This is a genomic window from Falsiroseomonas oleicola (assembly GCF_019029495.1).
Lineage (GTDB): Bacteria > Pseudomonadota > Alphaproteobacteria > Acetobacterales > Acetobacteraceae > Falsiroseomonas > Falsiroseomonas oleicola.
On sequence record NZ_JAERQM010000007.1, the window covers coordinates 124627 to 150309 of the forward strand.

At 70.5% G+C, this 25683-nt stretch carries 29 protein-coding genes; 19 read left to right on the plus strand and 10 right to left on the minus strand.

From position 1 onward, the window contains the following. Positions 1-12: 12 nt before the first annotated feature. Together gmk and JJQ90_RS21285 are read right to left on the minus strand one after the other, a co-directional pair. Positions 13-651 (minus strand): guanylate kinase, encoded by a 639-nt coding sequence (gmk, locus tag JJQ90_RS21280; RefSeq protein WP_216878286.1) that lies wholly within the window; start codon positions 649-651, stop codon positions 13-15. Then, on the minus strand, positions 648-1553 hold the full coding sequence (locus JJQ90_RS21285; protein ID WP_230410871.1) for a YicC/YloC family endoribonuclease: 906 nt from the start codon (positions 1551-1553) through the stop codon (positions 648-650). Before JJQ90_RS21285 ends, gmk begins: the two co-directional genes overlap by 4 nt. 38 nt (positions 1554-1591) lie before the next feature. Here JJQ90_RS21285 and JJQ90_RS21290 point away from each other — a divergent pair, with 38 nt between their 5' ends. Continuing rightward, positions 1592-2377, plus strand: a complete 786-nt coding sequence (locus JJQ90_RS21290) for an SDR family NAD(P)-dependent oxidoreductase (protein ID WP_216878287.1) — start codon at positions 1592-1594, stop codon at positions 2375-2377. A 2-nt stretch (positions 2378-2379) separates the two neighbouring features. Here the strand turns inward: JJQ90_RS21290 and JJQ90_RS21295 are convergent, their stop codons facing one another. From JJQ90_RS21295 to fabD, 7 genes are all read right to left on the minus strand, one after another. Further along, positions 2380-3264: a DMT family transporter gene (locus tag JJQ90_RS21295; protein ID WP_216878288.1), complete on the minus strand. Its 885-nt coding sequence runs from the start codon at positions 3262-3264 to the stop codon at positions 2380-2382. Further along, entirely contained in the window at positions 3261-4238 is a 978-nt protein-coding gene (gene mltG / locus JJQ90_RS21300; protein ID WP_216878289.1) for an endolytic transglycosylase MltG, read from the minus strand. The genes JJQ90_RS21295 and mltG overlap by 4 nt, the downstream gene beginning before the upstream one ends. 52 nt (positions 4239-4290) lie before the next feature. After that, complete coding sequence (gene fabF / locus JJQ90_RS21305) at positions 4291-5580, minus strand: beta-ketoacyl-ACP synthase II (protein WP_216878290.1); 1290 nt, start codon at positions 5578-5580, stop codon at positions 4291-4293. Positions 5581-5616: 36 nt separating this feature from the next. Next, complete coding sequence (locus JJQ90_RS21310; protein WP_092963667.1) at positions 5617-5856, minus strand: acyl carrier protein; 240 nt, start codon at positions 5854-5856, stop codon at positions 5617-5619. A 221-nt stretch (positions 5857-6077) separates the two neighbouring features. Further along, the gene (gene fabG / locus JJQ90_RS21315; RefSeq protein ID WP_216878291.1) at positions 6078-6815 is read right to left on the minus strand and encodes a 3-oxoacyl-[acyl-carrier-protein] reductase; all 738 of its coding nucleotides are present in this window, start codon (positions 6813-6815) and stop codon (positions 6078-6080) included. Beyond that, positions 6815-7714 (minus strand): GNAT family N-acetyltransferase, encoded by a 900-nt coding sequence (locus tag JJQ90_RS27535; RefSeq protein ID WP_216878292.1) that lies wholly within the window; start codon positions 7712-7714, stop codon positions 6815-6817. Before JJQ90_RS27535 ends, fabG begins: the two co-directional genes overlap by 1 nt. Beyond that, positions 7711-8670 (minus strand): ACP S-malonyltransferase, encoded by a 960-nt coding sequence (gene fabD / locus JJQ90_RS21325; RefSeq protein WP_216878293.1) that lies wholly within the window; start codon positions 8668-8670, stop codon positions 7711-7713. The genes JJQ90_RS27535 and fabD overlap by 4 nt, the downstream gene beginning before the upstream one ends. A gap of 238 nt (positions 8671-8908) precedes the next feature. On the opposite strand from fabD, the gene rpsF reads away from it, so the two are divergent. The 15 genes from rpsF (at position 8909) to purF (ending at position 22032) form a co-directional block, all read left to right on the plus strand. Beyond that, on the plus strand, positions 8909-9388 hold the full coding sequence (rpsF, locus tag JJQ90_RS21330) for a 30S ribosomal protein S6 (protein ID WP_216878294.1): 480 nt from the start codon (positions 8909-8911) through the stop codon (positions 9386-9388). Between the two features lie 6 nt (positions 9389-9394). Next, positions 9395-9682, plus strand: a complete 288-nt coding sequence (gene rpsR, locus JJQ90_RS21335; RefSeq protein WP_216878295.1) for a 30S ribosomal protein S18 — start codon at positions 9395-9397, stop codon at positions 9680-9682. Between the two features lie 22 nt (positions 9683-9704). Continuing rightward, positions 9705-10640 carry a hypothetical protein gene (locus JJQ90_RS21340; protein ID WP_216878296.1) on the plus strand — a complete coding sequence of 312 codons (936 nt, stop codon included), beginning with the start codon at positions 9705-9707 and terminating at the stop codon, positions 10638-10640. Between the two features lie 11 nt (positions 10641-10651). Beyond that, positions 10652-11224 (plus strand): 50S ribosomal protein L9, encoded by a 573-nt coding sequence (gene rplI, locus JJQ90_RS21345; RefSeq protein WP_216878297.1) that lies wholly within the window; start codon positions 10652-10654, stop codon positions 11222-11224. A gap of 366 nt (positions 11225-11590) precedes the next feature. Next, on the plus strand, positions 11591-13126 hold the full coding sequence (locus JJQ90_RS21350; protein WP_216878298.1) for a replicative DNA helicase: 1536 nt from the start codon (positions 11591-11593) through the stop codon (positions 13124-13126). Beyond that, the gene (locus tag JJQ90_RS21355; RefSeq protein WP_230410873.1) at positions 13116-13580 is read left to right on the plus strand and encodes a GNAT family N-acetyltransferase; all 465 of its coding nucleotides are present in this window, start codon (positions 13116-13118) and stop codon (positions 13578-13580) included. Before JJQ90_RS21350 ends, JJQ90_RS21355 begins: the two co-directional genes overlap by 11 nt. A 2-nt stretch (positions 13581-13582) precedes the next feature. Further along, the gene (gene alr / locus JJQ90_RS21360; RefSeq protein WP_216878299.1) at positions 13583-14677 is read left to right on the plus strand and encodes an alanine racemase; all 1095 of its coding nucleotides are present in this window, start codon (positions 13583-13585) and stop codon (positions 14675-14677) included. Positions 14678-14696: 19 nt separating this feature from the next. Further along, a complete protein-coding gene (locus tag JJQ90_RS21365; protein WP_216878461.1) occupies positions 14697-15482 on the plus strand; it encodes an MlaE family ABC transporter permease in 786 nt (261 codons plus the stop codon). Then, entirely contained in the window at positions 15479-16276 is a 798-nt protein-coding gene (locus JJQ90_RS21370) for an ABC transporter ATP-binding protein (RefSeq protein ID WP_216878300.1), read from the plus strand. The genes JJQ90_RS21365 and JJQ90_RS21370 overlap by 4 nt, the downstream gene beginning before the upstream one ends. 72 nt (positions 16277-16348) lie before the next feature. Beyond that, entirely contained in the window at positions 16349-16774 is a 426-nt protein-coding gene (locus JJQ90_RS21375; protein ID WP_216878301.1) for an antitoxin Xre-like helix-turn-helix domain-containing protein, read from the plus strand. After that, complete coding sequence (locus JJQ90_RS21380; protein ID WP_216878302.1) at positions 16771-17463, plus strand: RES family NAD+ phosphorylase; 693 nt, start codon at positions 16771-16773, stop codon at positions 17461-17463. The genes JJQ90_RS21375 and JJQ90_RS21380 overlap by 4 nt, the downstream gene beginning before the upstream one ends. A gap of 3 nt (positions 17464-17466) precedes the next feature. After that, positions 17467-18894: a DNA repair protein RadA gene (gene radA, locus JJQ90_RS21385; protein WP_216878303.1), complete on the plus strand. Its 1428-nt coding sequence runs from the start codon at positions 17467-17469 to the stop codon at positions 18892-18894. Between the two features lie 53 nt (positions 18895-18947). Next, on the plus strand, positions 18948-19922 hold the full coding sequence (locus tag JJQ90_RS21390) for an NAD-dependent epimerase/dehydratase family protein (RefSeq protein ID WP_216878304.1): 975 nt from the start codon (positions 18948-18950) through the stop codon (positions 19920-19922). Between the two features lie 58 nt (positions 19923-19980). Continuing rightward, complete coding sequence (locus tag JJQ90_RS21395) at positions 19981-20541, plus strand: CvpA family protein (protein ID WP_216878305.1); 561 nt, start codon at positions 19981-19983, stop codon at positions 20539-20541. Positions 20542-20550: 9 nt separating this feature from the next. Further along, positions 20551-22032, plus strand: a complete 1482-nt coding sequence (gene purF / locus JJQ90_RS21400; protein WP_230410875.1) for an amidophosphoribosyltransferase — start codon at positions 20551-20553, stop codon at positions 22030-22032. 1 nt (position 22033) lies between these two features. On the opposite strand, the gene JJQ90_RS21405 is transcribed toward purF, so the two are convergent. After that, positions 22034-22948, minus strand: a complete 915-nt coding sequence (locus JJQ90_RS21405; protein ID WP_230410876.1) for an alpha/beta fold hydrolase — start codon at positions 22946-22948, stop codon at positions 22034-22036. A gap of 136 nt (positions 22949-23084) precedes the next feature. On the opposite strand from JJQ90_RS21405, the gene JJQ90_RS21410 reads away from it, so the two are divergent. The 3 genes from JJQ90_RS21410 to JJQ90_RS21420 all read left to right on the plus strand — a co-directional run bounded on the left by JJQ90_RS21410 (position 23085) and on the right by JJQ90_RS21420 (position 25676). Further along, the gene (locus tag JJQ90_RS21410; protein WP_216878462.1) at positions 23085-23846 is read left to right on the plus strand and encodes an SDR family NAD(P)-dependent oxidoreductase; all 762 of its coding nucleotides are present in this window, start codon (positions 23085-23087) and stop codon (positions 23844-23846) included. A 7-nt stretch (positions 23847-23853) separates the two neighbouring features. Then, a complete protein-coding gene (locus tag JJQ90_RS21415) occupies positions 23854-24597 on the plus strand; it encodes a substrate-binding periplasmic protein (RefSeq protein WP_216878308.1) in 744 nt (247 codons plus the stop codon). A gap of 89 nt (positions 24598-24686) precedes the next feature. Beyond that, positions 24687-25676, plus strand: a complete 990-nt coding sequence (locus JJQ90_RS21420; RefSeq protein WP_216878309.1) for an aldo/keto reductase — start codon at positions 24687-24689, stop codon at positions 25674-25676. Positions 25677-25683 lie beyond the last annotated feature (7 nt).

Below are 25683 nucleotides of genomic sequence, written 5' to 3' on the forward strand. Positions count from 1 at the left end.
CCATCCGGCGCGCTACTCCCCGATCAGCCCGGCGATGAAGTCCGGCAGCCAGGGCTGCCTTGCGCGGGTGTTGCGGGCAGCGTGCAGGATGGCGCGCACTTCCGCCACCGTGCGGTCGAAATCCCGGTTCACCAGCACGTGGTCGAAATCCGCCCAATGGGCGATCTCGTCCTTCGCGGCGATCAGGCGGCGCGCGATCTCCGCCTCGCTGTCCTGGGCGCGGCCGCGCAGGCGGCGTTCCAACTCCGCCATGCTGGGCGGCAGCAGGCAGACACCGACGACATCGCCGGGCAGCCTTTCCCGCAACTGGCGGTGGCCCTGCCACTCGATATCGAACAGCACATCCCGCCCGGCGGCGAGGCTGGCCTCCACCGCCGCGCGCGGCGTGCCGTAGGACCGGCCGATGAACTTGGCGTATTCCAGAAACTCACCGGCCTCGACCATGGCGTCGAATTGTTCGGGCGTGCGGAAGAAGTAGTGCACCCCCTCCAGCTCCCCGGGCCGGGGCGCGCGGGTGGTGGCGCTGACCGACAGCGCCAGCTCCGGCTCCATCTCCAGCAGGGCGCGGGAGACGCTGGTCTTGCCGACGCCGGGGGCGGAGGCCAGCACCAGGCAGACGCCGCGACGGGGGGCGTGCGAAGGGTCGGTCATTCGACGTTCGCCGCCTGCTCCCGCAACCGCTCGATCGCCGCCTTCAGCTCCAGCCCGACCCGCGTCAGCGCCACACTGGCTGACTTGCTGCACAGCGTATTGGCCTCCCGGACGAATTCCTGGGTCAGGAATTCCAGCTTGCGGCCAATCGCGTCGCCGGAGGCCAGCAGGGTGCGAGCCTCCGTGATATGCGCCGAAAGCCGGTCCAGCTCCTCCCGCACATCGGAACGCTGGGCGAGCATGGCCACTTCCTGGGCCAGCCGCTCCTCCGGCACCCGGGCGCGGACATCGCCCTCGCCGAGCAGATTCGCTAGGTTTTCCAGCAGCCGGGCGCGCTGGGCGGCTGGCTGGCCGGCGGCCTCCACGGCCGCGGCCTCCCGCAACGCCGCGATCTCGCCCAGCAGCGTCTCCAGGATTTTTTGCAATTGCGCGCCTTCGCGGGCGCGGGAGTCGACCAGCCCATCCAGCGCCACGGTGAAGGAGGCGGCCAAAGCGGCGCGCTTGGCTGCCTCATCGGCCTCGTCGATTTCGGACACCTCCGCCCGCAGCACGCCAGGCAGCGACAGCACGGCCTCCGCGCTCGGCACCGGGGCGCCGGGCAGGCGGGCCGAAACCTCCAGCACCAGGGCGATGGCAGCTTCCAGCGCTACCGGGTCCGGCGTCAGCCGCGGCGCCCGATCCTCGCGCTTCAGGGTCAGATTGGCGGAAAGATTGCCGCGCTTCAGGCGCTTGCCCACCGCCTCCCGCAAAGGCGCTTCCAGCACATCCAGCCCGGGCGGCAGGCGCAGCCGCACATCCAGGCCGCGGCCGTTGACGCTGCGCAACTCCCAGACGAAGGAGGAGCCATCCGGCAGCGAACCGCTGTCGCGGGCGAAACCGGTCATCGAGGCGAGGGTGCTCATGCGCGCCTTGTCCTCCGGGCCGTGACGGAGGGCAAGGCATGCGGAGCGATTCCTGGCAGGGCGTGCTCATCACCGGCGCTTCCTCCGGCCTGGGCCGGGCGCTGGCGGAGGCCTGCGCCGCGCCGGGCGTGACCCTGCACCTGTCCGGCCGCGATGCCGGGCGGCTGGAGGATGTCGCGGCCGCCTGCACGGCGAAGGGCGCCGCGGTGCGGCCCGTGGTGCTGGACGTGACCGATGCGGCGGCGATGGCGGGCTGGATCGGCGGGGCGGGGCGGCTCGACCTGGTGATCGCCAATGCCGGCATCTCGGGCGGCACCGGCGATGCGACGGAGCCGCCGGCGCAGGCCGCCCGCGTCTTCGCCACCAATATCACCGGCGTGCTGAACACCGCTTTGCCGGCGCTGGAGAAGATGGCCGGGCAGGAGGCGGGGCCGGATGGGCTGCGCGGGCGGGTGGCGGTGGTGGCGAGCCTCGCCGCCTTCGTCGCCGCGCCGGGCGCGCCGGCCTATTGCGCCAGCAAATCCGCGGTGCAGCGCTGGGCGGAGGCGACGGATGGGTCGCAGCGGAAGCTCGGCATCCGCCTGCATGCCATCTGCCCCGGCTATATCCGCACTCCGATGACTTCGAAGAACCCGTTCCCCATGCCCTGGCTGATGACGCCGGAACAGGCCGCGGCGCGGACCCTGGCCGGCATCGCGGCGGGGAAGGTCCGCGTGGTCTATCCGCGCCGGCTCTATGCCCTGGCGCGGATCATCGGTGCCCTGCCGCCGGCCTGGCGCAACCGCCTGATGTCCCAGGTGCCGGCCAAGCCGCGGGAGGGCTGACCTCAGCGGCGGGAGGTGGCGAGCCACACCCCGGCCAGCACGATGGCGCCGCCCACCAGCACCAGCGGCGAGGGCCATTCCCCCAGCAGCAGCGCCCCCACCCCGGCGGCGAAGGGCGGCTGGATATAGCCGACCATGGAGGCATCGGTGACGCGCGCCCGGGCCAGCAGCCGCAGGAACATGGTCAGCGGCAAGGCGGAGGTGACGACGCCCAGCAGCGCCAGCACGCCATAGACCCAGGCCGGCTGGGCGTAGGATTCGACCCCGCCGAGCGGCAGCGACAGCCCGCCCGCCACCAGCCCCGCCACCACCTGCTGCCCCAGCACGATCTGCGGCGCCGCGCCGATCCGCGCCTTGCGGGCATAGACGGTGCCCAGCGCGTAGAAGACGCCGGAGACGACGATCATCAGCCCGCCGGTGAAGCTCGCCCCGCCCGCCAGCGCATCCGGCCCCAGGATCACCGCGATGCCGCCAAAGCCCAGCAGCAACCCCGCCAGGCCGCGCGGCCCAGGCCGTTCCTCCCGCAGCACCACGAAGGCGATCAGCGCCACCAGCAGCGGCGTGCCGGCATGGATCAGCGCCGCCGGCGCCGCCTGGATATGACCCAGCGCGAAGGCGGTCAGCAGGTTGGGCACCCAGCCATTGCAGGTGCCCAGCACCAGCGCCGGGATCGCATAGCGCCGGATCGGACCCTTCAACTGTCCGCTGGCCGCCAGGAAGGCCAGCACCGCGAGCGCCGCGAAGCCGCCCCGCACGGCGGCCAGGGCAAAGGGCGACATCTCCGCCGCGATCAGCCGCAGCAGCGGGAAGGAACTGCCCCAGAGCCCGCCGATCACCAGCAGCCGCCACCACAGGGCCGGGCCGCTGAGCAGCGCCGGGGGGTTCATCGCTGGGGCGCGCGGGACCTCTCGATCTCCCGCCACCGCGCCACGTTGCGGTTGTGCTCCTCCAGCGTGCGGCCGAAGGCGTGGCCGCCGGTGCCGTCGGCGACGAAATACAGGTAGTCCGTGGCTTCCGGCCGCATCACGGCGCGCAGCGCGGCCAATCCCGGGCTGGCGATGGGCGCCGGCGGCAGGCCGCGGATGCGGTAGGTGTTGAAGGGATGGTCGCGGTCCAGGTCGGCCCGGGTCAGCGCCCGGTCCAGCACCCCGCCATCGGCGGCGGCATAGGCCGCGGTGGGGTCGGATTGCAGCGGCATGCCGCGGCGCAGGCGGTTGATGAAGACGCCGGCGACGCGGGCGCGTTCCTCCCGCTGGCCGGTTTCACGCTCGACGATGCTGGCCAGGATCAGGGCTTCCCGTGGCGATTGCAGGGGCAGGTTGGGTGCGCGCGCGGCCCAGGCCTCGGCCAGGGCCTGGTCCATGGCCTGCTTCGCCCGGCGCAGCAGGGCGCCGCGATTGTCACCCCATTGATAGGCGTAGGTCTCGGGCAGGATCTCGCCCTCGGCGAAGGTGGGCAGGTCGCCAACCAGGCCCTCCGCCTGCTCCACCAGCCGGGCGATCTGCTGCGCGGTCAGGCCTTCCGGAATGGTCAGGCGTCGCTGCACCGGGCGACCGTCGCGCAGCACGTTCAGCACATCGCGCAGGCTGGCGCGGGCGGGAAACTGGAATTCGGCGGCGCGCAGCGGCCCCTCGGTCCGGGTCAGCCAGGTGGCGGCGAGGAAATACAGCGGCTGGGCGATGACGCCGCGTTCCGCCAGAGCCTCGGCGATGGCCGTCGTGCCGCCGCGCGGCACCACGATCTGGGCCGGGGCGGCGAGGGGGCCGGGCGCCTCCCATTGCTGCCGGGCATACCAGAAGGCTCCCCCGGCGCCAGCGCCGAGGATGAGCAGGAGAAGCAGAAGGGCGATGAGACGGCGCATGGCCTATGACTGGCCTCGCCAGCCGCCCATGGCAAGGCGGCTGGCGGGGTGTTCAGCCCGCCCGGCGGAAGATGATGCTGGCGTTGGTGCCGCCGAACCCAAAACTGTTGGAGAGCACCGTGTCGATCTTCCGCGGCTGCGCTTCCAGCGCCACCCGGTCGATCGCGCTTTCGCGGGAGGGGTTGTGCAGGTTCAGGGTCGGCGGCGCGACGCCGTCGCGGATCGCCAGGATGGAGAAAATCCCTTCCACTGCGCCCGCCGCGCCCAGCAGATGGCCGATGGCGGACTTGGTGGAGGACATGGCGAGGTTCTTCGCCTCATCCCCCCACAGCCGCTCCACCGCCTGCAGTTCCAGGTCGTCGCCCATCGGCGTGGAGGTGCCATGCGCGTTGACGTACTGGATGTCGGCCGGGGTCAGGCTGGCGGATTTCAGCGCGGCGCGCATGGCGCGGAAGGCGCCGTCGCCATCCTCGGTCGGTGCCGTGATGTGATAGGCGTCGCCCGACATGCCGTAGCCGATCACCTCGGCATAGATCTTGGCGCCGCGCGCCTTGGCATGTTCCAGCTCCTCCAGCACCACCACGCCGGCACCCTCGCCCATGACGAAGCCGTCGCGGTCGCGGTCCCAGGGGCGGCTGCCCTTGGTCGGGTCGTCGTTGAAGGCGGTGGACAAGGCACGGGAGGCGCAGAAGCCCGCCATGCCGATCTCCGCCACCGCGGCCTCGGCGCCGCCGGCGACCATGACATCGGCGTCATTCAGCGCGATCAGCCGCGCCGCATCGCCCAGCGCATGCACGCCGGTGGCGCAGGCCGTGACCACGGCGTGGTTCGGACCCTTGAAGCCGTATTTGATGGAGACATGGCCGGAGGCCAGGTTGATCAGCGCGGAGGGGATGAAGAAGGGCGAGATCCGCCGCGTCTTGCCCTGCTGGATCAGCATGGAGGCTTCGTAGATGGTCGGCAGGCCGCCAATGCCGGAGCCGATCATCACGCCGGTGCGGCAGCGCTCCTCCTCCTGGTCCTCGCCAGGATTCCAGCCGCTGTCCTCGACCGCGTCCGTGGCCGCCACCAGCGCGAGCTGGATGAAGCGGTCCATCTTCTTCTGGTCCTTGACCGGGATCCACTCATTGATGTCGAGCTTGCCCTCGGCCCTGGTGCCGACGGGCACCTGGCCCGCGATCTTGGCCGGAAGCGCGCTGACATCGAAATTCTGGATCGCCGCCAGCCCGCTTTCGCCGGCGAGCATGCGCTTCCAGACGTTTTCGACGCCAACTCCCAGCGGGCACGCGATACCCATGCCCGTGACGACAACGCGCCGCGGCGCAACGAGATGACCGAACACCGCTGCTTCCCCTATCTACTCGTCAATCCGTCGAAATCAGGCGGATTTCTGCTTCTCGATGTAGTCGATCGCGTCCTTGACGGTCGTGATCTTCTCGGCGGCGTCGTCCGGGATCTCGACCCCGAAGGCTTCCTCGAAGGCCATCACCAGCTCGACCGTGTCCAGGCTGTCCGCGCCCAGATCGTCGATGAACGACGCCTCGGTGGTCACCTTGGATTCCTCGACGCCGAGGTGCTCCACAACGATCTTCTTCACCTTGTCGGCGGTGTCGCTCATCCCGCGATGTCTCCTGCTGGTCGTGCCGTGCGTGTCTGGCCGCCCGGAGCCTGGAATCCCGTGATTTCGGGTCCGGGGCGGCGCGGCTTAACATGGAAGCGTCACTTGGCCTAGGCGCCGCCGCCGCGCAAGCCGCGCGAAGCGCCCAGGGGCGATTTTCACCGGTTTGCGGCGCCAAGGTCGCAACCCGAGGTCGCAACCCAGGGCCGCAACCCGGCCGGTCAGATCATCGCCATCCCGCCATTCACATGGATGGTCTGGCCGGTGACCCAGGCGGCCTCGGCGCTGGCGAGATAGGCGACCGCGCCGGCCACATCCTCCGGCGTGCCCATGCGCTGCGTCGGGATGCGGGTCAGCAGCGCGGTGCGGGCCGCCTCCGGCAGGGCATCGGTCATCGCCGTCTTCACGAAGCCTGGCGCCACCACATTCACCGTCACGCCGCGCGTCGCCACTTCCTGGGCGAGCGACTTGCTCATGCCGATCAGCCCGGCCTTGGCGGCGGCGTAATTGGCCTGGCCGGCATTGCCCGTCACGCCGACGATGCTGGCGATGGAGATGATTCGCCCCGATCGGCGCTTCATCATCCCCCGCAGCGCGGCGCGGGCCAGGCGGAAGGGGGCCGTCAGGTCCACCTCCAGCACCGCGTTCCAGTCGGCATCGCCCATGCGCAGCGCCAGCATGTCGCGCGTGAAGCCGGCATTGTTCACCAGGATGTCGAAGCCGCCGAGCCCGGCCTCCACCGTCTCGATCAGCGCCGCGGGCGCCGCCGGGTCGGCGAGGTCGGCCGGGGCGACCAGCACCCGGTCCCCGAGCGTCCCGGCCAGGGCGGCCAGCTCCGCCTCCCGCCGCCCGGAGATGGCCACCTTGGCGCCTTGCGCATGCAGGGCGGTGGCGATGGCGGCGCCGATGCCGCCGGTGGCGCCGGTGACGAGGGCCACCTTGCCGGTGAGGTCGAACATCAGGCTTCTCCGTCCGTGAGGCGCTTCATGAGGTAGTGCCGGCTATGGCCGGGCGGGCAGTCATCGAGGCTGCCGAAGACCCGGTAGCCGAGGGATTCGTAGAAAGGCCGCGCCTGGAAGCTGAGGGTGTCCAGCCAGATGCCGGTGCAGCCGCGGGCGCGGGCCGCCGCTTCCGCTTGCCGCATCAGGGCACGGCCGAGGCCCTGGCCACGCAGCGCTTCCGGCAGGTGGAACAGGTTGATGTACATCCAGCCGTAGAAAAAGCTGCCATTCAGCCCGCCGACCGGCGCGGCGTCCCCGGGCAGGCGCACCACCAGATTGAAGTTCTCGGGGGTGGACCGGCCGGCATGCGGCGCGGCATGGGCGGTCAGGCCGGCGACCAGCACCGGGATCACCGGATCGGCCTGCGCCGTGGTTTCCGTGATGGTCACGCGCGGCGTGCTCGCGTCCGGCCAGGGCGTGGCGAGCGGCTCGGGTCGATCCAGCCGCTTGGTCATGGTGAAGCGGGTATGCCCCGGCGGGCAGTCCTCGATCTGGCCGACGACGCCAAAGCCAAGCTTCTCGTAGAAGCCACGTGCCTGAAAAGTATAGGTATCGAGCCGGATACCGGTGCAGCCACGCCGCCGGGCCTCGGCCTCCGCCGCGCCCATCAGCCTGCTTCCCCAGCCGGCGCCCCGCAGCGGCGGCGGGACCGCCAGGTTCTCGACATAGAGCCAGCCCCAGCCGGTGGCGCCCACCAGCCCGCCGACCACCTGCCCGGTCGCATCCCGCAGCAGCACCGAAAGCCCCTTGCGGTCCCGCGGATAGCCGGCCTCGCCGTTATGCGCCCAGAGGGCATCCCGCGCCGCCTTCTCCTCCTCCGCGCTGGGCTGGGAGGTGAGGTCGAACCAGTGGGTCACAGCGACTTCAGGAAGGCTTCGATATCGGAGGGCGTGCCGATGGCGCTGGCCGTGGCCTCGGGCGCCAGGCGCTTCATCAGCCCGGTGAGGACCTTGCCGGAGCCGATCTCGACAAAGCGGTCGCAGCCCATGCCGGCCATGGCCAGGATGCATTCGCGCCAGCGCACCGTGCCGGTCACCTGGCGCACCAGCAGGTCGCGGATTTCCACCGGGTCGGTGGCCTTGGCGGCGGAGACATTGGCCACCAGGGGGACCAGCGGCGCCCGCATGGTGGCCGCGCCCAGGGCCTCCGCCATCACATCGGCGGCCGGGGCCATCAGGGCGGAGTGGAAGGGGGCGGAGACCGGCAGCTTCATGGCGCGCTTCACGCCGGCCGCCTTCGACGCCTCCATGGCGCGTTCCACCGCGCCGGCATGGCCGGAGATCACGATCTGGCCGCCGCCATTGTCATTGGCGATCTGCACCACCTCCCGCGCCTTGGTCAGCGGGTCCTCGGCGGCGGCGTCGCAGATCGCCTGCGCCTGCTCGGGCTCCGCGCCCAGCAGGGCGGCCATGGCGCCGATGCCGGCGGGCACCGCCTGCTGCATCGAATCGCCGCGCAGCCGCAGCAGCCGGGCGGTGGTCGACAGGTCGAAGGCGCCGGCGGCGGCGAGCGCGGCGTACTCGCCGAGCGAATGGCCGGCCACCAGGGCGACGCGGTCCTTCAGCACGAAGCCGCCCTCGACCTCCAGCACCCGCAGCACGGCCAGCGACACGGCCATCAGCGCCGGCTGGGCATTGGTGGTCAGGGTCAGGTCTTCCGCTGGACCTTCGAACATCAGCTTCGACAGCTTCTGCTTCAGGGTCTCGTCCACCTCCTGGAACACTTCGCGGGCCGCGGGGAAGGCCGCTGCGAGGTCGCGGCCCATGCCGGGGGCCTGGCTACCCTGGCCGGGGAAGGTGAAGGCGAGCGCCATTTTTTTGGGTCCGTGCGATTCTGTCTGTGGCGGTCGGGCGGCCTAGGGCGGTCGCGGGTCGGGCGTCAAGGGTCCAGCGCCGCCCGCCGCTGAATCCGCTTGCCCCCACACCCCCCGCCGTGCTTTACGCCGCGCTCCCCTGCCGGGACCCGAGGCATCGGTCCTGGCTATGCCCGTTCGTGCGTGTTCCAGGCATGGTGCCCGGGGCCGCTGGGCTGAGACAGCCGGAGGGAACCGGATGCCCTTGTATGAATGCGTGCTGTTGGCACGCAGTGACATCACGCAGGCCCAGGTCGAGGCGATCGCCGACCAGGTGCAGGCGACCCTCACTGAAATGAGCGGCGGCGAGATCAAGAAGCGGGAATATTGGGGCCTCCGTGGCCTCGCCTACCGCATCAAGAAGAACCGCAAGGCCCACTACATGCTGCTGGGCCTGGATTCGACCCCCACCGCCCTGCTTGAGGTCGAGCGCCAGCTTGGCCTGAACGAGGACGTGCTGCGCAGCCTGACGCTGCGCATCGAGGCGATCGACGACGCGCCGTCGGCCATCCTGGCCCGCCGCTCCGACGACCGTGAGCGTGAGCGCGGCTTCCGCGGCCCGCGCCCGGCCGGCCGCTTCAGCTCCGGCCGCACCGGTGGCCGCGAGCGTGACGACCGCGAGGAATTCCGCGCCCGTCCGCGCGACGAACTCGATATGGGCCCCGGGGGCGAGGAGTAATCCATCATGTCCGACCGTAACGAAGACGTCGCCCTGAACCCCGCCCAGCGCCGCCCCGCCGTGGGCGCGCGCCGGCCGTTCTACCGCCGCCGCAAGTCCTGCCCCTTCTCCGGCCCGAACGCGCCGAAGATCGACTACAAGGACGTGCGCCTGCTGTCCCGCTTCCTGAGCGAGCGCGGCAAGATCGTGCCGAGCCGCATCACGGCGGTCTCCGCCAAGAAGCAGCGCGAACTGGCGAATGCCATCAAGCGCGCCCGCTTCCTTGCGCTGCTGCCCTACGTCATCAACGACTGACAAGGGCGCGGGACACAGGATGATGGCGGACGGCCTGGATCGCGGGATGGGGGAGGGTCGCGGCATCGCCGCCGATCCGCGCCTGCTCGCGGCCGGCGCGGCGGGCCTGGCGTCAGCGGTGCTGGCGCTCTGGGCCTTTCGCGGGCTACCGGGCGGGGCCTTCGCGCTCTGGCTCACCGCCATGCCCCTGTTCCTGGCCGGCATCGGCTTTGGCGCCTTCGCGGCGCTGGCGGCGCTGGCCGTGGCCAGCCTGGTCCTGCTGGTGCTGGGCAACTCGCTCGGCCTTGGCCTGTTCCTGGCGCTGTTCGGCGTTCCCGCCGCAGCGCTGGTGCTGGCCCGGGGACATGACGGCCGGCTGGACCTGCCCTTCGCGCTGCTCGGCGTGATCCCGGCCATCGGCGTGCTGATGGCGGCCTTCCTGCTGGGCGATGCGCCCGGCGGGCTGGAAGGGGCCATGCGACAGGCGGCGGAGGTCGGGCTGCAACGCATGGGCCTGCCGGCGCATGACGGGCTGGTCGAGGAACTGGTGCGGATCAAGGCCGCGGCGATTGGCTTCTGGGTGGCGCTGGCGCTGCTGGTGAATGCCGCCGCCGCCGCCTCCCTGCTGGTGCGGGCCAAGGTCATCGCCGCCGCGCCATCCTGGCGCGAGGCCCGGCTGCCGGGCTGGTACCCCATCCTGCCGGCGGTCGCCGCCGGCTTCTGGCTGGCGGCGGAGGAAGGCGGCGATGCCGTCACCCTCTCCGTGCTGCTGGTGCTGCTGGTGCCGGTCTTCCTGCACGGGCTCGCCGGCCTGCATCGCGCCAGCGTGGCGCTGCGGGGCCGCGCCTTCCTGCTGGGTGGCGCCTATGCGGCGCTGCTGATTCTGTCCGTGCCAGTGGCGCTTGGCGTCGCGGGCTACGGCTTCTACGACATTCTCAATGGAACACGGGCCCGGCGCGCTGCGCCCCCCCGAAGCTGAACGGTGCAGCCATGATCGAAGTCATCCTGATGCAGCGGGTCGAAAAGCTTGGCCAGATGGGCGAGCTGGTCACGGTCCGCCCCGGCTATGCGCGCAATTTCCTGCTGCCCCAGGGCAAGGCGATCCGCGCGAACAAGGACAACCTCGCGCGTTTCGAGCGTGAGCGCGTCCAGCTCGAAGCCCAGAACCTGAAGCGCCGCGAGGAAGCGGAGCGGGTGGCCGAGCGCGTGCACGGCCTGACCGTCGTCATCATCCGCTCGGCGGGCGAAAGCGGCGGCCTCTACGGCTCCGTCTCCGGCCGCGACATCGCCGACGCCTGCAAGGGCAGCGGCCTGACGCTGGAGCGCAACCAGATCCTGCTGGAACAGCCGATCAAGCTGCTCGGCCTGACCCCGGTGCGCGTCGCGCTGCATCCGGAAGTCGTGATCGAGGTCGGCGTGAACGTCGCCCGCTCGGTCGAGGAAGCCGAGAAGCAGGCCCGCGGCGAAGACCTGCGCGCCGCCGACCAGGCCGAGGAAGAAAGCCTGGAAGCCGAACTGGCCGCCGAACTGGCCGAACTCGGCGCCGCCGCCGACCGCGACTGAAGACCCCACCGCGGGTTACGGGGGCGGCTTCGGCCGGGGAGGTCCGGGCGATTTGCAGAGGGGCTTTGCCCCCCTGCACCCCCCACCAGGAGGCAGTGGCCTCCTGGACCACGGGACCTTGAGTGGAAATGGAGAGGGGGCCAGCAGGACCGCTGAACAAGCGGCTCCTCTGGCCCCCTCTCCATTTCCACTCATGAATCAATGGGTTCCAAGGGGCCACTGCCCCTTGGCGGGTGGGGTGCGGGGAGGGCGGAGCCCTCCCTGCCAACGCCAGACACCCCGGCTGGAAAACCACCCCCGTTATCCACAGTGATCCACAGGCTGGTGGGGGCGCGCGCGACTCGGGGGGCGGGGTAGGATGGGGGGATGAACACGTTCGGCTCGGTTTCCGCCTCCCCCTCCGCCGGCTTTGGTGGTGAGGGTCTTCTTGGTCTCTCGCAGCGGCTGCCGCCTGCCAATCTGGAGGCCGAGCAGGCGCTGCTCGGCGCGTTGCTCGCCAACAACAAGGCCTATGAGCGGGTTTCCGAGTTCCTGGCGGCCGACCATTTCGCCGATGCGGTGCATGGCCGCATCTTCACCGCCATCCAGCGGCGCATCGAGGCCGGGCAGTTGGCCGATGCGGTGACGCTGCGGGCGGAGTTCGAGCATTCGGGCCTGCTGGATGATGTCGGTGGCCCGGCCTATCTGGGCCAGTTGTTGACCGCGATGGTCGGCATCATCAATGCCGGTGAGTATGGCCGCGTCATTCACGACGCCTGGTTGCGCCGGCAGTTGCTGGACCTGGGCGAGGTGATGGTGAACCGCGCCTTCGGGGCGGATTCGGACCTCGACGGCAAGCTTCAGATGGAAAGCGCCGAGCAGGCGCTGTTCGACTTGTCGCGGGCCGGCGAATCCGGCGGCGGCTTTGTCTCCTTCGAACGCGCCTTGTCGACGGCCGTGCAGCATGCGGAGAAGGCGTTCTCCAATCCGGGCGGCGTGGCCGGCCTGCCGACCGGGCTGCGGGATGTGGACGCCAAGCTCGGCGGCTTGCACCCTTCGGACCTTCTGATCCTCGCGGGCCGACCCGGCATGGGCAAGACGGCGCTGGCGGTGAAGCTGGCCTTCGGCGCTGCCCGGGCTGTGTTGCGGGAGGCGCGGGAGAAGGACCCCAACGCCATCCCGCGCGGCGGCGTCGCCATCTTCTCGCTGGAAATGTCCTGCGACCAGCTCGCCACGCGTCTGCTGTCGGAGGAAAGCCGGATCTCGGGCGACCGCATCCGCCGCGGCGAGATCAGCCAGCGCGACTTCGACAAGTTCCTGGAGGTCAGCCGGGAATTGCAGGCGCTGCCGCTCTATATCGACGACACGCCGGCCATCACCATCTCGGCGCTGCGGACCCGGTGCCGGCGCTTGCAGCGGACCAAGGGTCTGAACCTCATCATCGTCGACTACCTCCAGCTCATGCGGCCCGCGGCGGGCAGCAAGCCGGAGAACCGGGTGCAGGAAATCAGCCAGATCACTCAGGGGCTGAAGGCCATCGCCAAGGAATTGTCGGTGCCGGTCATCGCCTTGTCCCAGCTCTCCCGCGCCGTGGAGCAGCGGGAGGACAAGCGGCCGCAGTTGTCGGACCTGCGCGAATCCGGCTCGATCGAGCAGGATGCCGACGTGGTCATGTTCATCTATCGCGACGAATACTACCTGCAGCAGCGGCAGCCGAAGGAGCTCAGCTTCGACAACCCGCAGAAATTCACCGAGGCGATGGAGAAGTGGCAGAAGGATATGGAGGACGCCCATAACAAGGCGGAACTCATCATCGCCAAGCAGCGCCACGGCCCCACCGGCACAATCCGCCTGTTCTTCGAGGCCGAGTTCACCCGGTTCGGCGACCTGGATACCCATTACGACGCCGGCTATGGGGACTGAACCCCTGCTGGTCCGGCCCGCGGCGCCGGGGGATTTTGCCCAGTGGCTGCCGTTGTGGGAGGGTTACAACGCCTTCTACGGCAGGGCCGGGGATACCGCTCCGGCGGCCGCCGTCACCGAACTGGCCTGGGCGCGCTTCTTCGACGGGCTGGAGCCGATGGAGGCGCTGGTGGCGGAGCTGGACGGCCGTCTGGTCGGGCTGGCCCATCTCATCTTCCACCGCAACACCGGCATGCCGGGCGCCACCTGCTACCTCCAGGACCTGTTCGCCGCGCCGGACATCCGGGGCCGGGGCATCGGCCGGGCGTTGATCGAGGGCGTCTATGCCCGCGCGCGGGCCGCCGGGGCGCGGCGGGTCTATTGGCACACGCATGAGACCAATGCGGTCGCCATGCGGCTGTATGACCAGGTGGCGGAACGCTCGGGCTTCATCGTCTATCGGCAGGATCTGTGAACATGGGCGAGGCGGCGGCCGGGCAGGGGGTGCTGCGCATCGAGCTGGATGCGATCGTGGCGAATTGGCGCGACCTTGGCGCCCGGCACGGCGCCCCCTGCGCCGGGGTGGTGAAGGCCGATGGCTATGGGCTGGGTGCGGTGCCGGTGGCCCGCGCGCTGCTGGCGGCCGGCTGCCGGACCTTCTTCGTGGCGCATCTGACGGAGGGGTTTGTGCTGCGGGCCGGCCTCGGCGCCGGGCCGGAGATCATCGTGCTGAACGGCTTTCCGCCCGGCGCCGATGAACAGGCCGGGCTGATGCCGGTGCTGAACAGCCTGGGCGATGTCGCGGCCCATGCGGCGGCCGGCCGCGCCGAGGGTAGGCCGCGCCCGGCGCTGCTGCATCTCGACACGGGCATGTCCCGCCTCGGGCTGGATGCGGCGGAACAGGCGGCGCTGGCGGCCGACCGTTCGCGCCTCACGGGCCTCGACCTGCGCTTCGTGATGACCCACCTGGCCTGCGCCGATGAGCCGGCGCATCCGCTGAACGCCGCCCAGGCCGCGCGCTTCGCCGAGGCGGCCGCCCGTATCGCGCCGGGCGTGCCGCGCAGCTTCGCCAATTCCTCCGGGCTTTTTCTTGGCCCGGCCTATCGCTCCGACCTCGCCCGGCCGGGCTGCGCGCTTTATGGCATCAACCCGACGCCGGGGGTGGCGAACCCGATGCGGCAGGTGGTGACGCTGGAGGTGCCGGTGCTCCAGATCCGGGAGATCGCGGCCGGCACCACGGTGGGTTACGGCGCCGGTTACACTGCGCACGGCAGGTTGCGGGTCGCCACCGTTGCGGCGGGCTATGCCGATGGCTACCTTCGCAGCCTGTCCGGCCGGTCCCTGGCGCTTTTCCAGGGCCGAGCCGTGCCGCTCATAGGCCGGATCTCGATGGATTTGACAACGTTCGACGCGACCGAGTTTCCTGAAATGCGCCCTGGCGACCGGCTGATGCTGGTCGGCGGGCCGGGCAATACGCCTGACGATATCGCCGCGCGCTGCGGCACCATCGGCTATGAGGTGCTGACCGCCCTTGGCCCGCGCTATCTGCGCGCCCATGTCGGCGGCGCCTGAGGCCTTGGCCAGCACCTTGGTGGACCGCCTCCTCGATCCCGTCGCCGCGCTCGGCCGGGCCGTGCTCGGCCTGTTGCGCAGCGTCGGCGCCATCGCGCTCTTCGCGGCGGAGGCGATCAGCCATCTGCTGCGGCCGCCCTTCTATGGCCGGCTGTTCCTGAAGGCCTTCATCGAGATCGCCTGGTTCAGCCTGCCCGTGGTGGCGCTGACCGCGGTCTTCACCGGCATGGTGCTGGCCCTGCAATCCTATACCGGTTTTGCGCGATTCAATGCGGAGGGCGCGGTGGCGAATGTGGTGGTGCTGTCCATCACCCGCGAACTCGGCCCGGTGCTGGCCGGTCTGATGGTGGCCGGGCGCATCGGCGCGGCCTTCGCCGCCGAAATCGGCACGATGCGGGTGACGGACCAGATCGACGCGCTCTCCACCCTGTCCACCAACCCGATGAAATACCTGGTGGCGCCGCGGCTGCTGGCCGGCACGCTGGCGCTGCCGTTGCTGGTGATCGTGGCGGATACGTTGGGCGTGATGGGCGGCTGGCTGATCGGCACGCAGCAACTCGGCTTCGGCTCGGGCGCCTATCTCAAGGCCACCTTCGACTTCCTCCAGGTGGCGGATGTGGTCTCCGGCCTCATCAAGGCGGCGGTCTTCGGCTTCGTCATCACGCTGATGGGCTGCTGGTCCGGCTATCAGTCGGGCGGCGGGGCGCAGGGCGTGGGGCGGGCCACGACCTCGGCCGTCGTCGCCTCCTCCATCCTGATCCTGGCGCTGGACTATGTGCTGACCGCGGTGTTGTTCAGCCGATGAGTGACGCACAGCCCGCTGTGACGAGCGACGTTCCGAAGATCCGCCTGCGAGGCCTGCGCAAGGCCTTTGGCGCGAAGCAGGTGCTGGATGGCGTGGACCTGGATATCCGGGCCGGCCATTCCATGGTGATCCTGGGCGGGTCGGGCTCCGGCAAGTCCGTCACGCTGAAATGCATCCTGGGGCTGATCCCGCCCGATGCGGGGCTGATCGAGATCGACGGCCGGAATGTCGCAACCCTCTCCAGGCGGGAGCGGGAACTCGTCAACGACCGCATCGGCATGCTGTTCCAGAATGGCGCGCTGTTCGACAGCCTGCCGGTCTGGGAGAATGTCTGCTTCAAGCTGCTCGCCCAGAACCGCATCAGCCGCCGCGCCGCCCGCGACAAGGCGGCGGAGGTGCTGGCCCAGGTGGGCCTGGCCGCCAGCGTCGGCGACCTGTCGCCGGCCGAGCTTTCGGGCGGCATGCAGAAGCGCGTCGGCCTGGCGCGGGCCATCGCCGCCGAGCCTGACATCATCTTCTTCGACGAGCCGACCACGGGCCTCGACCCGATCATGGGCGCGGTGATCGACGGGCTGATCGTGGACTGCGTGAAGCGCCTGGGCGCCACGGCGGTCAGCATCACGCATGACATGGCCAGCGCACGGCGCATCGGCGACGACGCGGCGATGATCCATAAGGGCCAGATCATCTGGCGCGGTGGGGCGCAGAGCCTGGGCGATACAGGCAATGCCATGGTGGACCAGTTCGCGCGCGGGGAGCGTGAGGGGCCGATCCAGATGGAGTTGCGGCGGTAGTCGGTCGTCCCGGGAACAAAACTTGAATATCGCCCCATCTGGTGCCATCTTCGGCATCAGATGGAGCCAGCCATGCAGATCCTGCCTTTCATCCCATCCCCGCCCATCCCGCCGGGTTTCGCCACGGAGGCGGAGCGGGGGCGTTTCACCCCCGTCGCCCTGAAGGCGCTGCTGCGTCTGGCGGAGGCCTGGGGGCTGACGGGGCAGGAAGCGGCGGCGCTGCTCGGCGTCTCCACCACCACCTGGGACCGGATGCGGGCCGGGCGCTGGGCGAGCACGCTATCGCAGGACCAGCTCACCCGCGCCTCCGCCCTGATCGGCGTGTTCAAGGCGCTGCACCTGCTCTTTGCGGATGGCATGGCGGATCGCTGGCCGCGCCTGCCCAACCGCAACCCGCTGTTTGGCGGGCTCTCGCCGGTCGCCGCCATGATCGAGGGCGGCATCCCCCGTCTGATCGAGGTACGGCGCCATGTGGACGCCATGCGCGGCGGCTTGTGACGGGCTTTCCGGTCCGCACGGAGGCCCTGCCGCGCACCATCCGCCTGGTCACCACGGCCCGGCTGCGGGAATCCGTGCTGCGCGCCCTGGTCGATACGGCGGAGGAGCTGGACCTGCTGGCCGCGCTGGAAGGCGCGACCAGCGCCCGGCAGCAGGCCGCCATGGGCCTGCGTCCGGGTCTGCCGCCGGAGGATCTGGTGGCGCGCGTGCCGCATGCCGCCTTCGTCAATGCCGCCTTCGCCTATGCGCGGCCGCGCGGGCTGAACCGCTTCAACGGGCCGGAACGCGGCGCCTGGTATGCGGCGCTTGCCGTCCGCACCGCGCTGGCGGAGGTGACGCATCATCTGACCGGCCATCTGGCCGAAACCGGGGTCTTTGAAGCGGAGGTGGATTACGTGGAGATGCATGCGGCCTTCGCCGGCGCCTTCCTCGACCTGCGGGAGGCGACACCCCCGCCGGCCTGCCTGCACCCGGACCCGGCCATCGGCTACCCGGCCGGCAATGCGCTCGCGGCCGCCGTGATGGCGGAAGGGCATAACGGCATCCTCTACCCCTCCGTGCGCGATGCCGGCGGCACCTGCCTGGTGGCGCTCTGGCCGCATGCGGTGCAGTCCCCGGCGCAGGGGGCGGTCTGGCGGCTGCGCTGGTCGGGGCGTCCCGCCCCGTCGGTTTCCCAGGTCGCGGGCTGACCCATGGCCAAGCCCGTCACCCGCTTCGTCTGCCAGGCCTGCGGCGCCGCCTTCCCGAAATGGCAGGGCCGCTGCGATGGCTGCGGCGAATGGAACACCCTGTCCGAGGAAGTCGCCGAGGCCCGCGGCCCCGGCCCGGCCGCCAAGGCGGTGGGGGGGCGGCGGGTGGAATTCGTCGGCCTCAAGGGCAAGTCGGCCCCGCCGGCGCGCATCCTGACCGGCATCGCGGAGCTGGATCGCGTGCTGGGCGGCGGGCTGGTGCCGGCCTCCGCCGTGCTGGTCGGCGGTGATCCGGGCATCGGCAAGTCCACCATCCTGCTCCAGGCCGCGGCCCGCATCGCCAGCACCGGCCGCCGCAGCCTGTACATCTCCGGCGAGGAGGCGGTGGAGCAGGTGCGGCTGCGCGCCGCGCGCCTCGGCCTGACCGACAGCCCCATGGGCCTCGCCGCCGCCACCAGCCTGCGCGACATCGTCGCCAGCCTGGAGGGGGAGGGCGATGTCGCCCTGGTCATCATCGATTCCATCCAGACCGTCTGGCTCGATGCGCTGGATTCCGCGCCCGGCACCGTCAGCCAGGTGCGCGCCTGCGCGGCGGAGCTGATTCGCCTGGCCAAGGCGCGCGGCTTCGCCATCGTGCTGGTTGGCCATGTGACGAAGGAAGGCACGCTGGCCGGCCCCCGGGTGCTGGAACACATGGTCGACGCCACGCTGTATTTCGAAGGCGATCGTGGCCACCAGTTCCGCATCTTGCGGGCGGTGAAGAACCGCTACGGCGCCACCGATGAGATCGGCGTCTTCGAGATGACGGAGCGCGGATTGGTGGAGGTGGCCAACCCCTCCGCTCTGTTCCTGGCGGAACGCCGCGGCAATGTCTCGGGCAGCGCGGTCTTCGCCGGAATCGAGGGCACGCGGCCGGTGCTGGTGGAGGTGCAGTGCCTGCTCTCGCCCAGTGCCGGCGGCAGTCCCAGGCGGCAGGTGGTGGGCTGGGATTCCGGCCGGCTGGCGATGCTGCTGGCGGTGCTGGAAACGCGCTGCGGCATGGGGGTCGGCATGAACGACGTCTATCTGAACGTCGCCGGCGGGCTGCGCATCGTCGAGCCCGCCGCGGACCTGGCCGTGGCCGCCGCCCTGATCTCCGCCGCCACCGACCGGCCGACCGACCCGGGCGCCGTCTATTTCGGCGAGGTCGGCCTCTCCGGTGAGGTGCGCCAGGTCAGCCAGGCGGAAACGCGGCTGCGGGAGGCCCAGAAGCTCGGCTTCACCGCCGCCACCCTGCCGCGGCGCGTGGCGCGTGGCAGCGCCACGCCCCCCGCCATCCCCGGCCTGAAGCTGGAGGAAACCGGCCATCTGGCCGATCTGGTCGCCGGCTTCGCGGCGCGCACGGTCAAGCGCGGCCCGAAGAATGATCCGGAACGCACCGGCGAGGCTTGACGGCACCCGCCAAGACGCGCGGTAACCAGCTTTTGGCAGGGAACAGGGACCGGATGACGATCCTCGTCACGGGCGTCGCGGGCTTCGTCGGGTCGCATGTGGCGGCGGCGCTGCTGGCGCGCGGGGAACGCGTAGTGGGCGTGGACAACGTCAACAGCTACTACAGTGTGGCGTTGAAGGAGGCGCGGCTGGCCCGGCTGAGGCTGTCGCCCGATTTCCACTTCCTGCGGCTGGACCTGGCCGACCGGGAGGCGTTCTTCGCCGCCCTGGCGCCGGAATTCGACGGGATCACGGAGGTGATCCACCTGGCCGCCCAGGCCGGGGTTCGGTATTCCATGGTCGATCCCTATGCCTATGTCGCCTCCAACGTCATGGGGCATGTGGTGATGCTGGAAGCGGCGCGGCGCATGCCGAAGCTGCGCCATCTGGTCTATGCCTCCTCCTCCTCCGTCTATGGCGGCAATACCCGGCTGCCGTTCCGGGAGACGGATGCGGTGGAACTGCCGGTCTCCCTCTACGCCGCGACCAAGCGGGCGGATGAGCTGATCGGCCAGGCCTATAGCCATCTCTACGGCCTGCCGCAGACCGGGCTGCGCTTCTTCACCGTCTATGGCCCCTGGGGCCGGCCGGACATGGCCTATTACAGTTTTGCCAAGGCGATCGCGGCGGGCGAGCCCATCACGCTGTATGAGGGCGGGGAGCTCAAGCGCGACTTCACCTATGTCGACGATATCGTGCAGGGCGTGATCGGCTGCCTGCCGCATCCGCCCGGGGCGGGGGACCGCGCCCGCCTGCTGAACATCGGCAACCATCGGTCGGAACGGGTGATGACCCTGGTGCGGCTGCTGGAGGAAGGGCTCGGCCGCCGCGCGACCATCATCGACGCGCCGCGCCCGGTGGCGGATGTGGAGGAGACCTTCGCCGATATCTCCGCCATCCAGGCCCTGTGCGGCTTCGCCCCGACCACGCCGCTTTCCGTGGGCATTCCGAAATTCGTCACCTGGTTCCGGGAATGGAACGGGGTGTGATGTGCGGCCCGGGTTGGGCGCATGACACCCGCCGCCTTGCCCGCTATAGGCTCCGCCAATGACCTGGGTCGATGCCATCATCCTCGCGCTGCTGCTGCTCTCGGCAGTGCTGGCGTATTTTCGTGGCCTGGTGCGGGAAGTGCTGGGCGTGGGCGCCTGGGCCGGCGCCATCGTGCTGGCCATAATGGCGGAGCCGCAGGTGACGCCGCTGATCGCCGAGCATGTCGATCCACCCTGGCTTGCCACGGGCCTCGCGGTGGGTGGCGTGTTCCTGGTGGTGCTGGTGGTCCTGAAGCTGCTGATCGCCTGGCTGGCCGGCCATGTGCAGCGCTCGGCCCTGGGTGGCGTGGATCGCGTGCTTGGGTTGGTCTTCGGCCTCGCGCGGGGTGCTTTCGTGGTTGTGATCGCCTATATCGTGGCAGGCCTGGTGTTGCCGGACAGTGATCGCTGGCCGGATCCGGTTCGTCAGGCCCGTTCCCTGCCCCTCGCGGCGCAGGGGGCGGCCTGGATTGTGGCTCAATTGCCCGAGGAGTTCCGCCCGCGTCTGCCGGAAGGCGCGGGACGTCAGGAACCGAGCATGGACCAGCTGCTTCGCCCCCCCGCGCGCAGCCGGATCTGAAGGATGCGCATGGATCAGGCCCCGTTTGCCAGCCAGTGGGACATTGGCGACGACGACCACCCGCATGAGGAATGCGGAGTCGTCGGCGTTTGGGGCAGCAGCGATGCAGCAGCCCTCACGGCGCTCGGCCTGCACGCCTTGCAGCACCGGGGGCAGGAGGCGGCGGGCATCGTCTCCCTCGCCGCCCAGGGTCAGTTCCACGCCCATAAGGGTCGCGGGCTGGTCGGCGACAATTTTGGCGACGCGGCGGTGATCGCGGCCCTGCCCGGCCATGCCGCGCTGGGCCACAACCGCTACGCCACCACCGGCGAGACGGCACTGCGCAATGTGCAGCCGCTCTATGCCGATTTCGAATTCGGCGGCTTCGCCGTGGCGCATAACGGCAACCTGACCAATGCCCATGTGCTGAAACGCGCCCTGGTGCGCCGTGGCTGCCTGTTCCAGTCCACCACGGACTCCGAGGTGTTCATCCATCTCATCGCCATCTCGCTCTACTCGACGGTGATGGACCGGCTGATCGATGCACTGAAGCAGGTGCAGGGCGCCTATTCCCTGGTGGCGCTGCACAATGGCGCGCTGATCGGCGCGCGGGACCCGCTGGGCGTGCGGCCGCTGGTGCTGGGCAAGCTCGCCACCGGCGGCTTCGTGCTGGCCAGCGAGACCTGTGGGTTGGACATCGTCGGCGCCGATTTCGTCCGCGACGTCGAGCCCGGGGAGATCGTGCTGATCGACGATGCCGGCGTGCGTTCCGTTCGCCCCTTCGCGCGGCCGTCCAGCCCGCGTTTCTGCATCTTCGAATACATCTACTTCGCCCGGCCGGATTCCATCGTGGAGGGCACGCCGGTCTATGACACGCGCAAGCGCATCGGCGCCGAACTCGCCCGGGAATCGGGCGTCGAGGCGGATGTCATCGTGCCCGTGCCGGACAGCGGCGTGCCGGCGGCGATGGGCTATGCCTCGGAGGCCGGGGTCCCCTTCGAACTCGGCATCATCCGCAACCATTATGTCGGCCGCACCTTCATCGAGCCGACGGACCAGATCCGCAATCTCGGCGTGAAGCTGAAGCACAGCGCCAATCGCAGCATGATCGAGGGCAAGCGCGTCGTGCTGGTGGACGATTCCATCGTCCGCGGGACCACGAGCCGCAAGATCGTGGAAATGGTGCGGCAGGCCGGGGCGACGGAGGTGCATATGCGCATCTCCTCTCCTCCGACGACGCATTCCTGCTTCTACGGCATCGACACGCCGGAGCGTTCCAAGCTGCTGGCCGCCAATCACGACGTGGCGGAGATGGCGCGCATCATCGGCGCCGACAGCCTGGCCTTCATCTCCCTCGATGGGTTGTACCGGGCCCTGGGGCGCGAGGGTCGCGACCCCAAGGCGCCGGCCTATTGCGACGCCTGCTTCACCGGCGACTACGCCATCGCGCTGACCGACCAGGGCGACCCTTCCGAACGGCCGCTGCCGCTGCTGCAGGTCGCCAACCGGTAGGTTACCGCATCAGGAAGTCGCGCAGCGGGACCAGCGTTTCCCGCGGCGCTTCCTCCTGCGGCACATGTCCGATGCCGGGCAGCGTCACCAGCGTCGCATCCGGCAGGGCCGCCAGATAGTCCTGGGCATTGGTCACCGGGATCATCCCATCCCGCTCGCCCCAGAGCAGCAGCGTCGGCGCGGTGATCCGGCCGAGCAGCGGCACCGGGTCCGGCAGCACATGCCCTGCCATGCGGTCCAGCACCGCCTGGCGCACGCCGGGTGCCAGCATCAGCTCGTAGCTGCGCTGTTCCACCTCCGCCGTCATGCGGGCGGGGTCGGCATAGGCGGCGGCGAGCGTCCCCCGCAGCATCCCCCGTGGCAGCGTATAGGGCAGCACCCGCATCAGCAGCGGCACCGAGGCGCGCCTGCCATAGTCCGAGCCCGGCGAGGCGAAACCATCCGGCGAGACCAGCACCAGCTTCGCCACCCGGTCCGGATGCGCGGCGGCAAAGCCCCAGGCGATCCGCCCGCCCATGGAACTGCCGATCAGCGTCGCGCGCGGCAGGCCGAGGCGGTCGAGCAGCGCCAGCAGCACCGCATGGGCGCGGGCGTCGCTGTAGTCGCCGCTTGGATCGGCGCCGGTCAGGCCGAAGCCGGGCAGGTCGATGCGGATCACGCGGTAATCCGCCTCCAGCCCCGCCGCCCAATCCTCCCATGTGTGCAGGCTGGCGCCGAAGCCGTGCAGCATCAGCAGGGCGGGCGCATCGCGCGGGCCGGTGTCGCGCAGATGCAGGCGCAGGCCGGCGACATCCAGGAAAGCGGAGGGTGGCGTGGCATAGGCCGCCTCCAGCGCCGCGCGCGGCCGGTCGGGCGTGTAGAGCCAGGCGCCGGCGCCCAGGATCAGGACGAGGAGCAGCCCGGCGAGGATCATCATGGCACGCCTCATTCCCATCGTCCCCACGGCCCGGCATCGGCGCCCTTGTTGAAGCCGATATGCGCGGTCGGCGCCACTTGTCACCCGATGGATTGACGCGCGGCCCCGGGACGGGGAGGAGATGGCCAGCAACGCCATGCCATCCCAGCAGCAGGACATCGCCGTGAGCCTTCCCCTCCAAGACCGTGTTGCCCTGGTCACCGGCGCGTCCCGCGGCATCGGCGCCGCGCTGGCGGTGGAACTGGCCCGGATGGGTGCGCAGCTCGTCCTCATCGCCCGCACCCAGGGCGGGCTGGAGGAGACGGATGACGCGGTCCGCGCCGTCTCCGGCCGCGGCGCCACGCTGCTGCCGCTCGATCTGCACAAGGATGCCGAGAAGCAGCTCGACCTGATCGGGCCTTCGATCATGGAACGCTTCGGGCGGCTGGATATCCTGGTGCACAATGCCGGGGTGCTGAACAAGCTGACCCCGGTGGCGCATATCGACCCGAAGGACTGGGCGCAGACCGTGGGCGTGAACCTCACTGCCGCCTGGCGCCTGATCCGGTCCTGCGATCCGCCGCTGCGGGCGGCGGAGGCCGGCCGTGCCGTCTTCGTCACAACCGGCCGGGTGCTGCGGCCCAAGGCCTATTGGGGCATGTACGGCGCCACCAAGGCCGGCATGGAGCATCTGGTGCAGAGCTGGGCGCAGGAAGTGGCCAATACCCCGCTGCGGGTGAACCTCTTCGACCCGGACATCGTCGCCACCAGGCTGCGCGCCCAGGCCATGCCGGGCGAGGACGCTTCGCAACTGACCCAGCCGGCGGAGGTGGCGCCGGCCCTGGCCGCGCTCTGCCTGCCAAGCGAGACGCGGCATGGCGAGAGGGTGCTTTTCGCGCCCGCGCAGCCGACGCATTGATCGCCGGATGACGGCCCTCCTCCCGCGCCGCGGCCTGGTCGCCGCCGCGCTGGCCCTGCCGGGGCTGGCGCGGGCCGACGCGCCGCTGGAGGTGGTGACCTCCGACATCCGGCCGCTCTCCTTCCCGGGCACCGACCCCTCCGGCTCAGGGCGGCGCGGCATCACCCTGGACATCCTGGCCGAGGCCATCACGGCCATCGGGCGCACGCCACGCTTCACCTTCCTCACCTTCGGCGAGGGGGTGGACCGCACGCGGAGCACCCCCGGCACGCTGCTCTGCCCGATCGGCCGCACCCCGGCGCGGGAGGCGCAGTTTCGCTGGGTGGCGCAGGTGGTGGAGGTGCCGCAGGCGATGGGCACCCTGGCCGACCGGCCCGCGGTGGATCTGGCGGGCGCCCGCGCTTTGTCCCGCATCGGCGTGGTGCGCAACGGGCTGCAGGAGGTCTTCCTACGCCAGAACGGCTTCGACAACCTGGTCGTGCTGGAGACGGGACGGGACCTGGCGCTGGCCCTGGCCGAGGGCCGGATCGCTGCCTGGTACGCGACGGAGCCCGAGATCATCCAGCAATTCGCCGCCATCGGCCGCTCCGGCGGTGTCCGCACCGGACCGGCCTTGCAGACCATTGCCGCCTGGCTCGCCGCCCATCCGGACCCCCGCGACCTGCCCATCGTGGAATTGCAGGCGGCGATGGCGCGGCTGGAGGCGGATGGCACGGCCGCGCGCATCTACCGGAGCTACGTCACGGGCTGATGCCAGAAACAAAATGACAAAATCTGTCTATTGTTATTCGTCAGGGTGCGATCTATCTGCCCGTCACACCAAGTGACGGAGCGACCCCCATGGACTACCGCAACCTCGGCCCCAACGGCCCCCGCATCTCCGCCCTCGGCCTCGGCTGCATGGGCATGTCCGACTTCTATGGCCCGGCCGACGAGGCGACCTCCATCGCCACCATCCGTGCGGCGCAGGAGGCCGGGATCACCTGGCTCGACACCGGCGATTTCTACGGCATGGGCCATAACGAGATGCTGCTGCGCGAGGCGCTGAAGGGCGGCCGCCGCGACCGCGCCTTCCTGGCGGTGAAGTTCGGCGCCCAGCGCGACCCGACCGGTGCCTTCATCGGCTTCGACACTCGCCCGGCCGCGGTGAAGACCGCGCTGGCCTATACGCTGAAGCGCCTCGGCACCGACCATATCGACCTGTACCAGCCCGCCCGCCTCGATCCCGCCGTGCCGATCGAGGAGACGGTGGGCGCGATCGCGGAGCTGGTGGCCGCCGGCTATGTCCGCCACATCGGCCTGTCCGAGATGGGTCCGGCCACCATCCGCCGCGCGCATGCCACCCACCCCATCGCGGCGCTGCAGATCGAATATTCGCTGATGTCGCGCGGGCCGGAGGCGGAGATCATGCCGGTGCTGGCCGAGCTCGGCATCGCGCTCAATCCCTATGGCGTGCTGGCACGCGGGCTGCTGGGCGGCACCACCCCGGGCCGTGGCGACTTCCGCGCCCATTCGCCGCGCTTCCAGGGCGCGAATTACGTTCGCAACCAGGCCCTGGCCGCGGCGCTGGCCGGCGTCGCCGAGGAACGCGGCGCGACGCCGGCGCAACTCGCCATCGCCTGGGTGCTGGCGCAGGGGCCGCACATCATCCCGCTGGTGGGTGCCCGCACGCCGACCCGCCTGGCCGAATCGCTGGGCGCGCTGGCGCTGCGGCTGACGCCGGAGGACCTGGCCGCGCTGGAGGCGGCGGTGCCGGCGGAGGCCGTCGCCGGCACCCGCTACGCCGCGGAGCATATGGCCATGCTGGACAGCGAGCGCCCTGCCGCATGACAAGGAT

What these genes read in the sequence shown, in the direction of transcription:
- JJQ90_RS21405 (WP_230410876.1), bottom strand. Translation starts at nt 22,948, where the DNA reads ATGATGATCCTCGCCGGGCTGCTCCTCGTCCTGATCCTGGGCGCCGGC.
- rplI (WP_216878297.1), top strand. Translation starts at nt 10,652, where the DNA reads ATGATCGAAGTCATCCTGATGCAGCGGGTCGAAAAGCTTGGCCAGATG.
- gmk (WP_216878286.1), bottom strand. Translation starts at nt 651, where the DNA reads ATGACCGACCCTTCGCACGCCCCCCGTCGCGGCGTCTGCCTGGTGCTG.
- JJQ90_RS21350 (WP_216878298.1), top strand. Translation starts at nt 11,591, where the DNA reads ATGAACACGTTCGGCTCGGTTTCCGCCTCCCCCTCCGCCGGCTTTGGT.
- JJQ90_RS21285 (WP_230410871.1), bottom strand. Translation starts at nt 1,553, where the DNA reads ATGAGCACCCTCGCCTCGATGACCGGTTTCGCCCGCGACAGCGGTTCG.
- JJQ90_RS21340 (WP_216878296.1), top strand. Translation starts at nt 9,705, where the DNA reads ATGGCGGACGGCCTGGATCGCGGGATGGGGGAGGGTCGCGGCATCGCC.
- fabG (WP_216878291.1), bottom strand. Translation starts at nt 6,815, where the DNA reads ATGTTCGACCTCACCGGCAAGGTGGCCCTCGTCACCGGCGCCACCGGC.
- JJQ90_RS21415 (WP_216878308.1), top strand. Translation starts at nt 23,854, where the DNA reads ATGACGGCCCTCCTCCCGCGCCGCGGCCTGGTCGCCGCCGCGCTGGCC.
- JJQ90_RS21355 (WP_230410873.1), top strand. Translation starts at nt 13,116, where the DNA reads ATGGGGACTGAACCCCTGCTGGTCCGGCCCGCGGCGCCGGGGGATTTT.
- JJQ90_RS21410 (WP_216878462.1), top strand. Translation starts at nt 23,085, where the DNA reads ATGCCATCCCAGCAGCAGGACATCGCCGTGAGCCTTCCCCTCCAAGAC.
- rpsF (WP_216878294.1), top strand. Translation starts at nt 8,909, where the DNA reads ATGCCCTTGTATGAATGCGTGCTGTTGGCACGCAGTGACATCACGCAG.
- purF (WP_230410875.1), top strand. Translation starts at nt 20,551, where the DNA reads ATGGATCAGGCCCCGTTTGCCAGCCAGTGGGACATTGGCGACGACGAC.
- fabD (WP_216878293.1), bottom strand. Translation starts at nt 8,670, where the DNA reads ATGGCGCTCGCCTTCACCTTCCCCGGCCAGGGTAGCCAGGCCCCCGGC.
- JJQ90_RS21310 (WP_092963667.1), bottom strand. Translation starts at nt 5,856, where the DNA reads ATGAGCGACACCGCCGACAAGGTGAAGAAGATCGTTGTGGAGCACCTC.
- JJQ90_RS21295 (WP_216878288.1), bottom strand. Translation starts at nt 3,264, where the DNA reads ATGAACCCCCCGGCGCTGCTCAGCGGCCCGGCCCTGTGGTGGCGGCTG.
- JJQ90_RS21290 (WP_216878287.1), top strand. Translation starts at nt 1,592, where the DNA reads ATGCGGAGCGATTCCTGGCAGGGCGTGCTCATCACCGGCGCTTCCTCC.
- JJQ90_RS21420 (WP_216878309.1), top strand. Translation starts at nt 24,687, where the DNA reads ATGGACTACCGCAACCTCGGCCCCAACGGCCCCCGCATCTCCGCCCTC.
- rpsR (WP_216878295.1), top strand. Translation starts at nt 9,395, where the DNA reads ATGTCCGACCGTAACGAAGACGTCGCCCTGAACCCCGCCCAGCGCCGC.
- alr (WP_216878299.1), top strand. Translation starts at nt 13,583, where the DNA reads ATGGGCGAGGCGGCGGCCGGGCAGGGGGTGCTGCGCATCGAGCTGGAT.
- JJQ90_RS21375 (WP_216878301.1), top strand. Translation starts at nt 16,349, where the DNA reads ATGCAGATCCTGCCTTTCATCCCATCCCCGCCCATCCCGCCGGGTTTC.
- mltG (WP_216878289.1), bottom strand. Translation starts at nt 4,238, where the DNA reads ATGCGCCGTCTCATCGCCCTTCTGCTTCTCCTGCTCATCCTCGGCGCT.
- JJQ90_RS21370 (WP_216878300.1), top strand. Translation starts at nt 15,479, where the DNA reads ATGAGTGACGCACAGCCCGCTGTGACGAGCGACGTTCCGAAGATCCGC.
- radA (WP_216878303.1), top strand. Translation starts at nt 17,467, where the DNA reads ATGGCCAAGCCCGTCACCCGCTTCGTCTGCCAGGCCTGCGGCGCCGCC.
- JJQ90_RS21390 (WP_216878304.1), top strand. Translation starts at nt 18,948, where the DNA reads ATGACGATCCTCGTCACGGGCGTCGCGGGCTTCGTCGGGTCGCATGTG.
- JJQ90_RS21395 (WP_216878305.1), top strand. Translation starts at nt 19,981, where the DNA reads ATGACCTGGGTCGATGCCATCATCCTCGCGCTGCTGCTGCTCTCGGCA.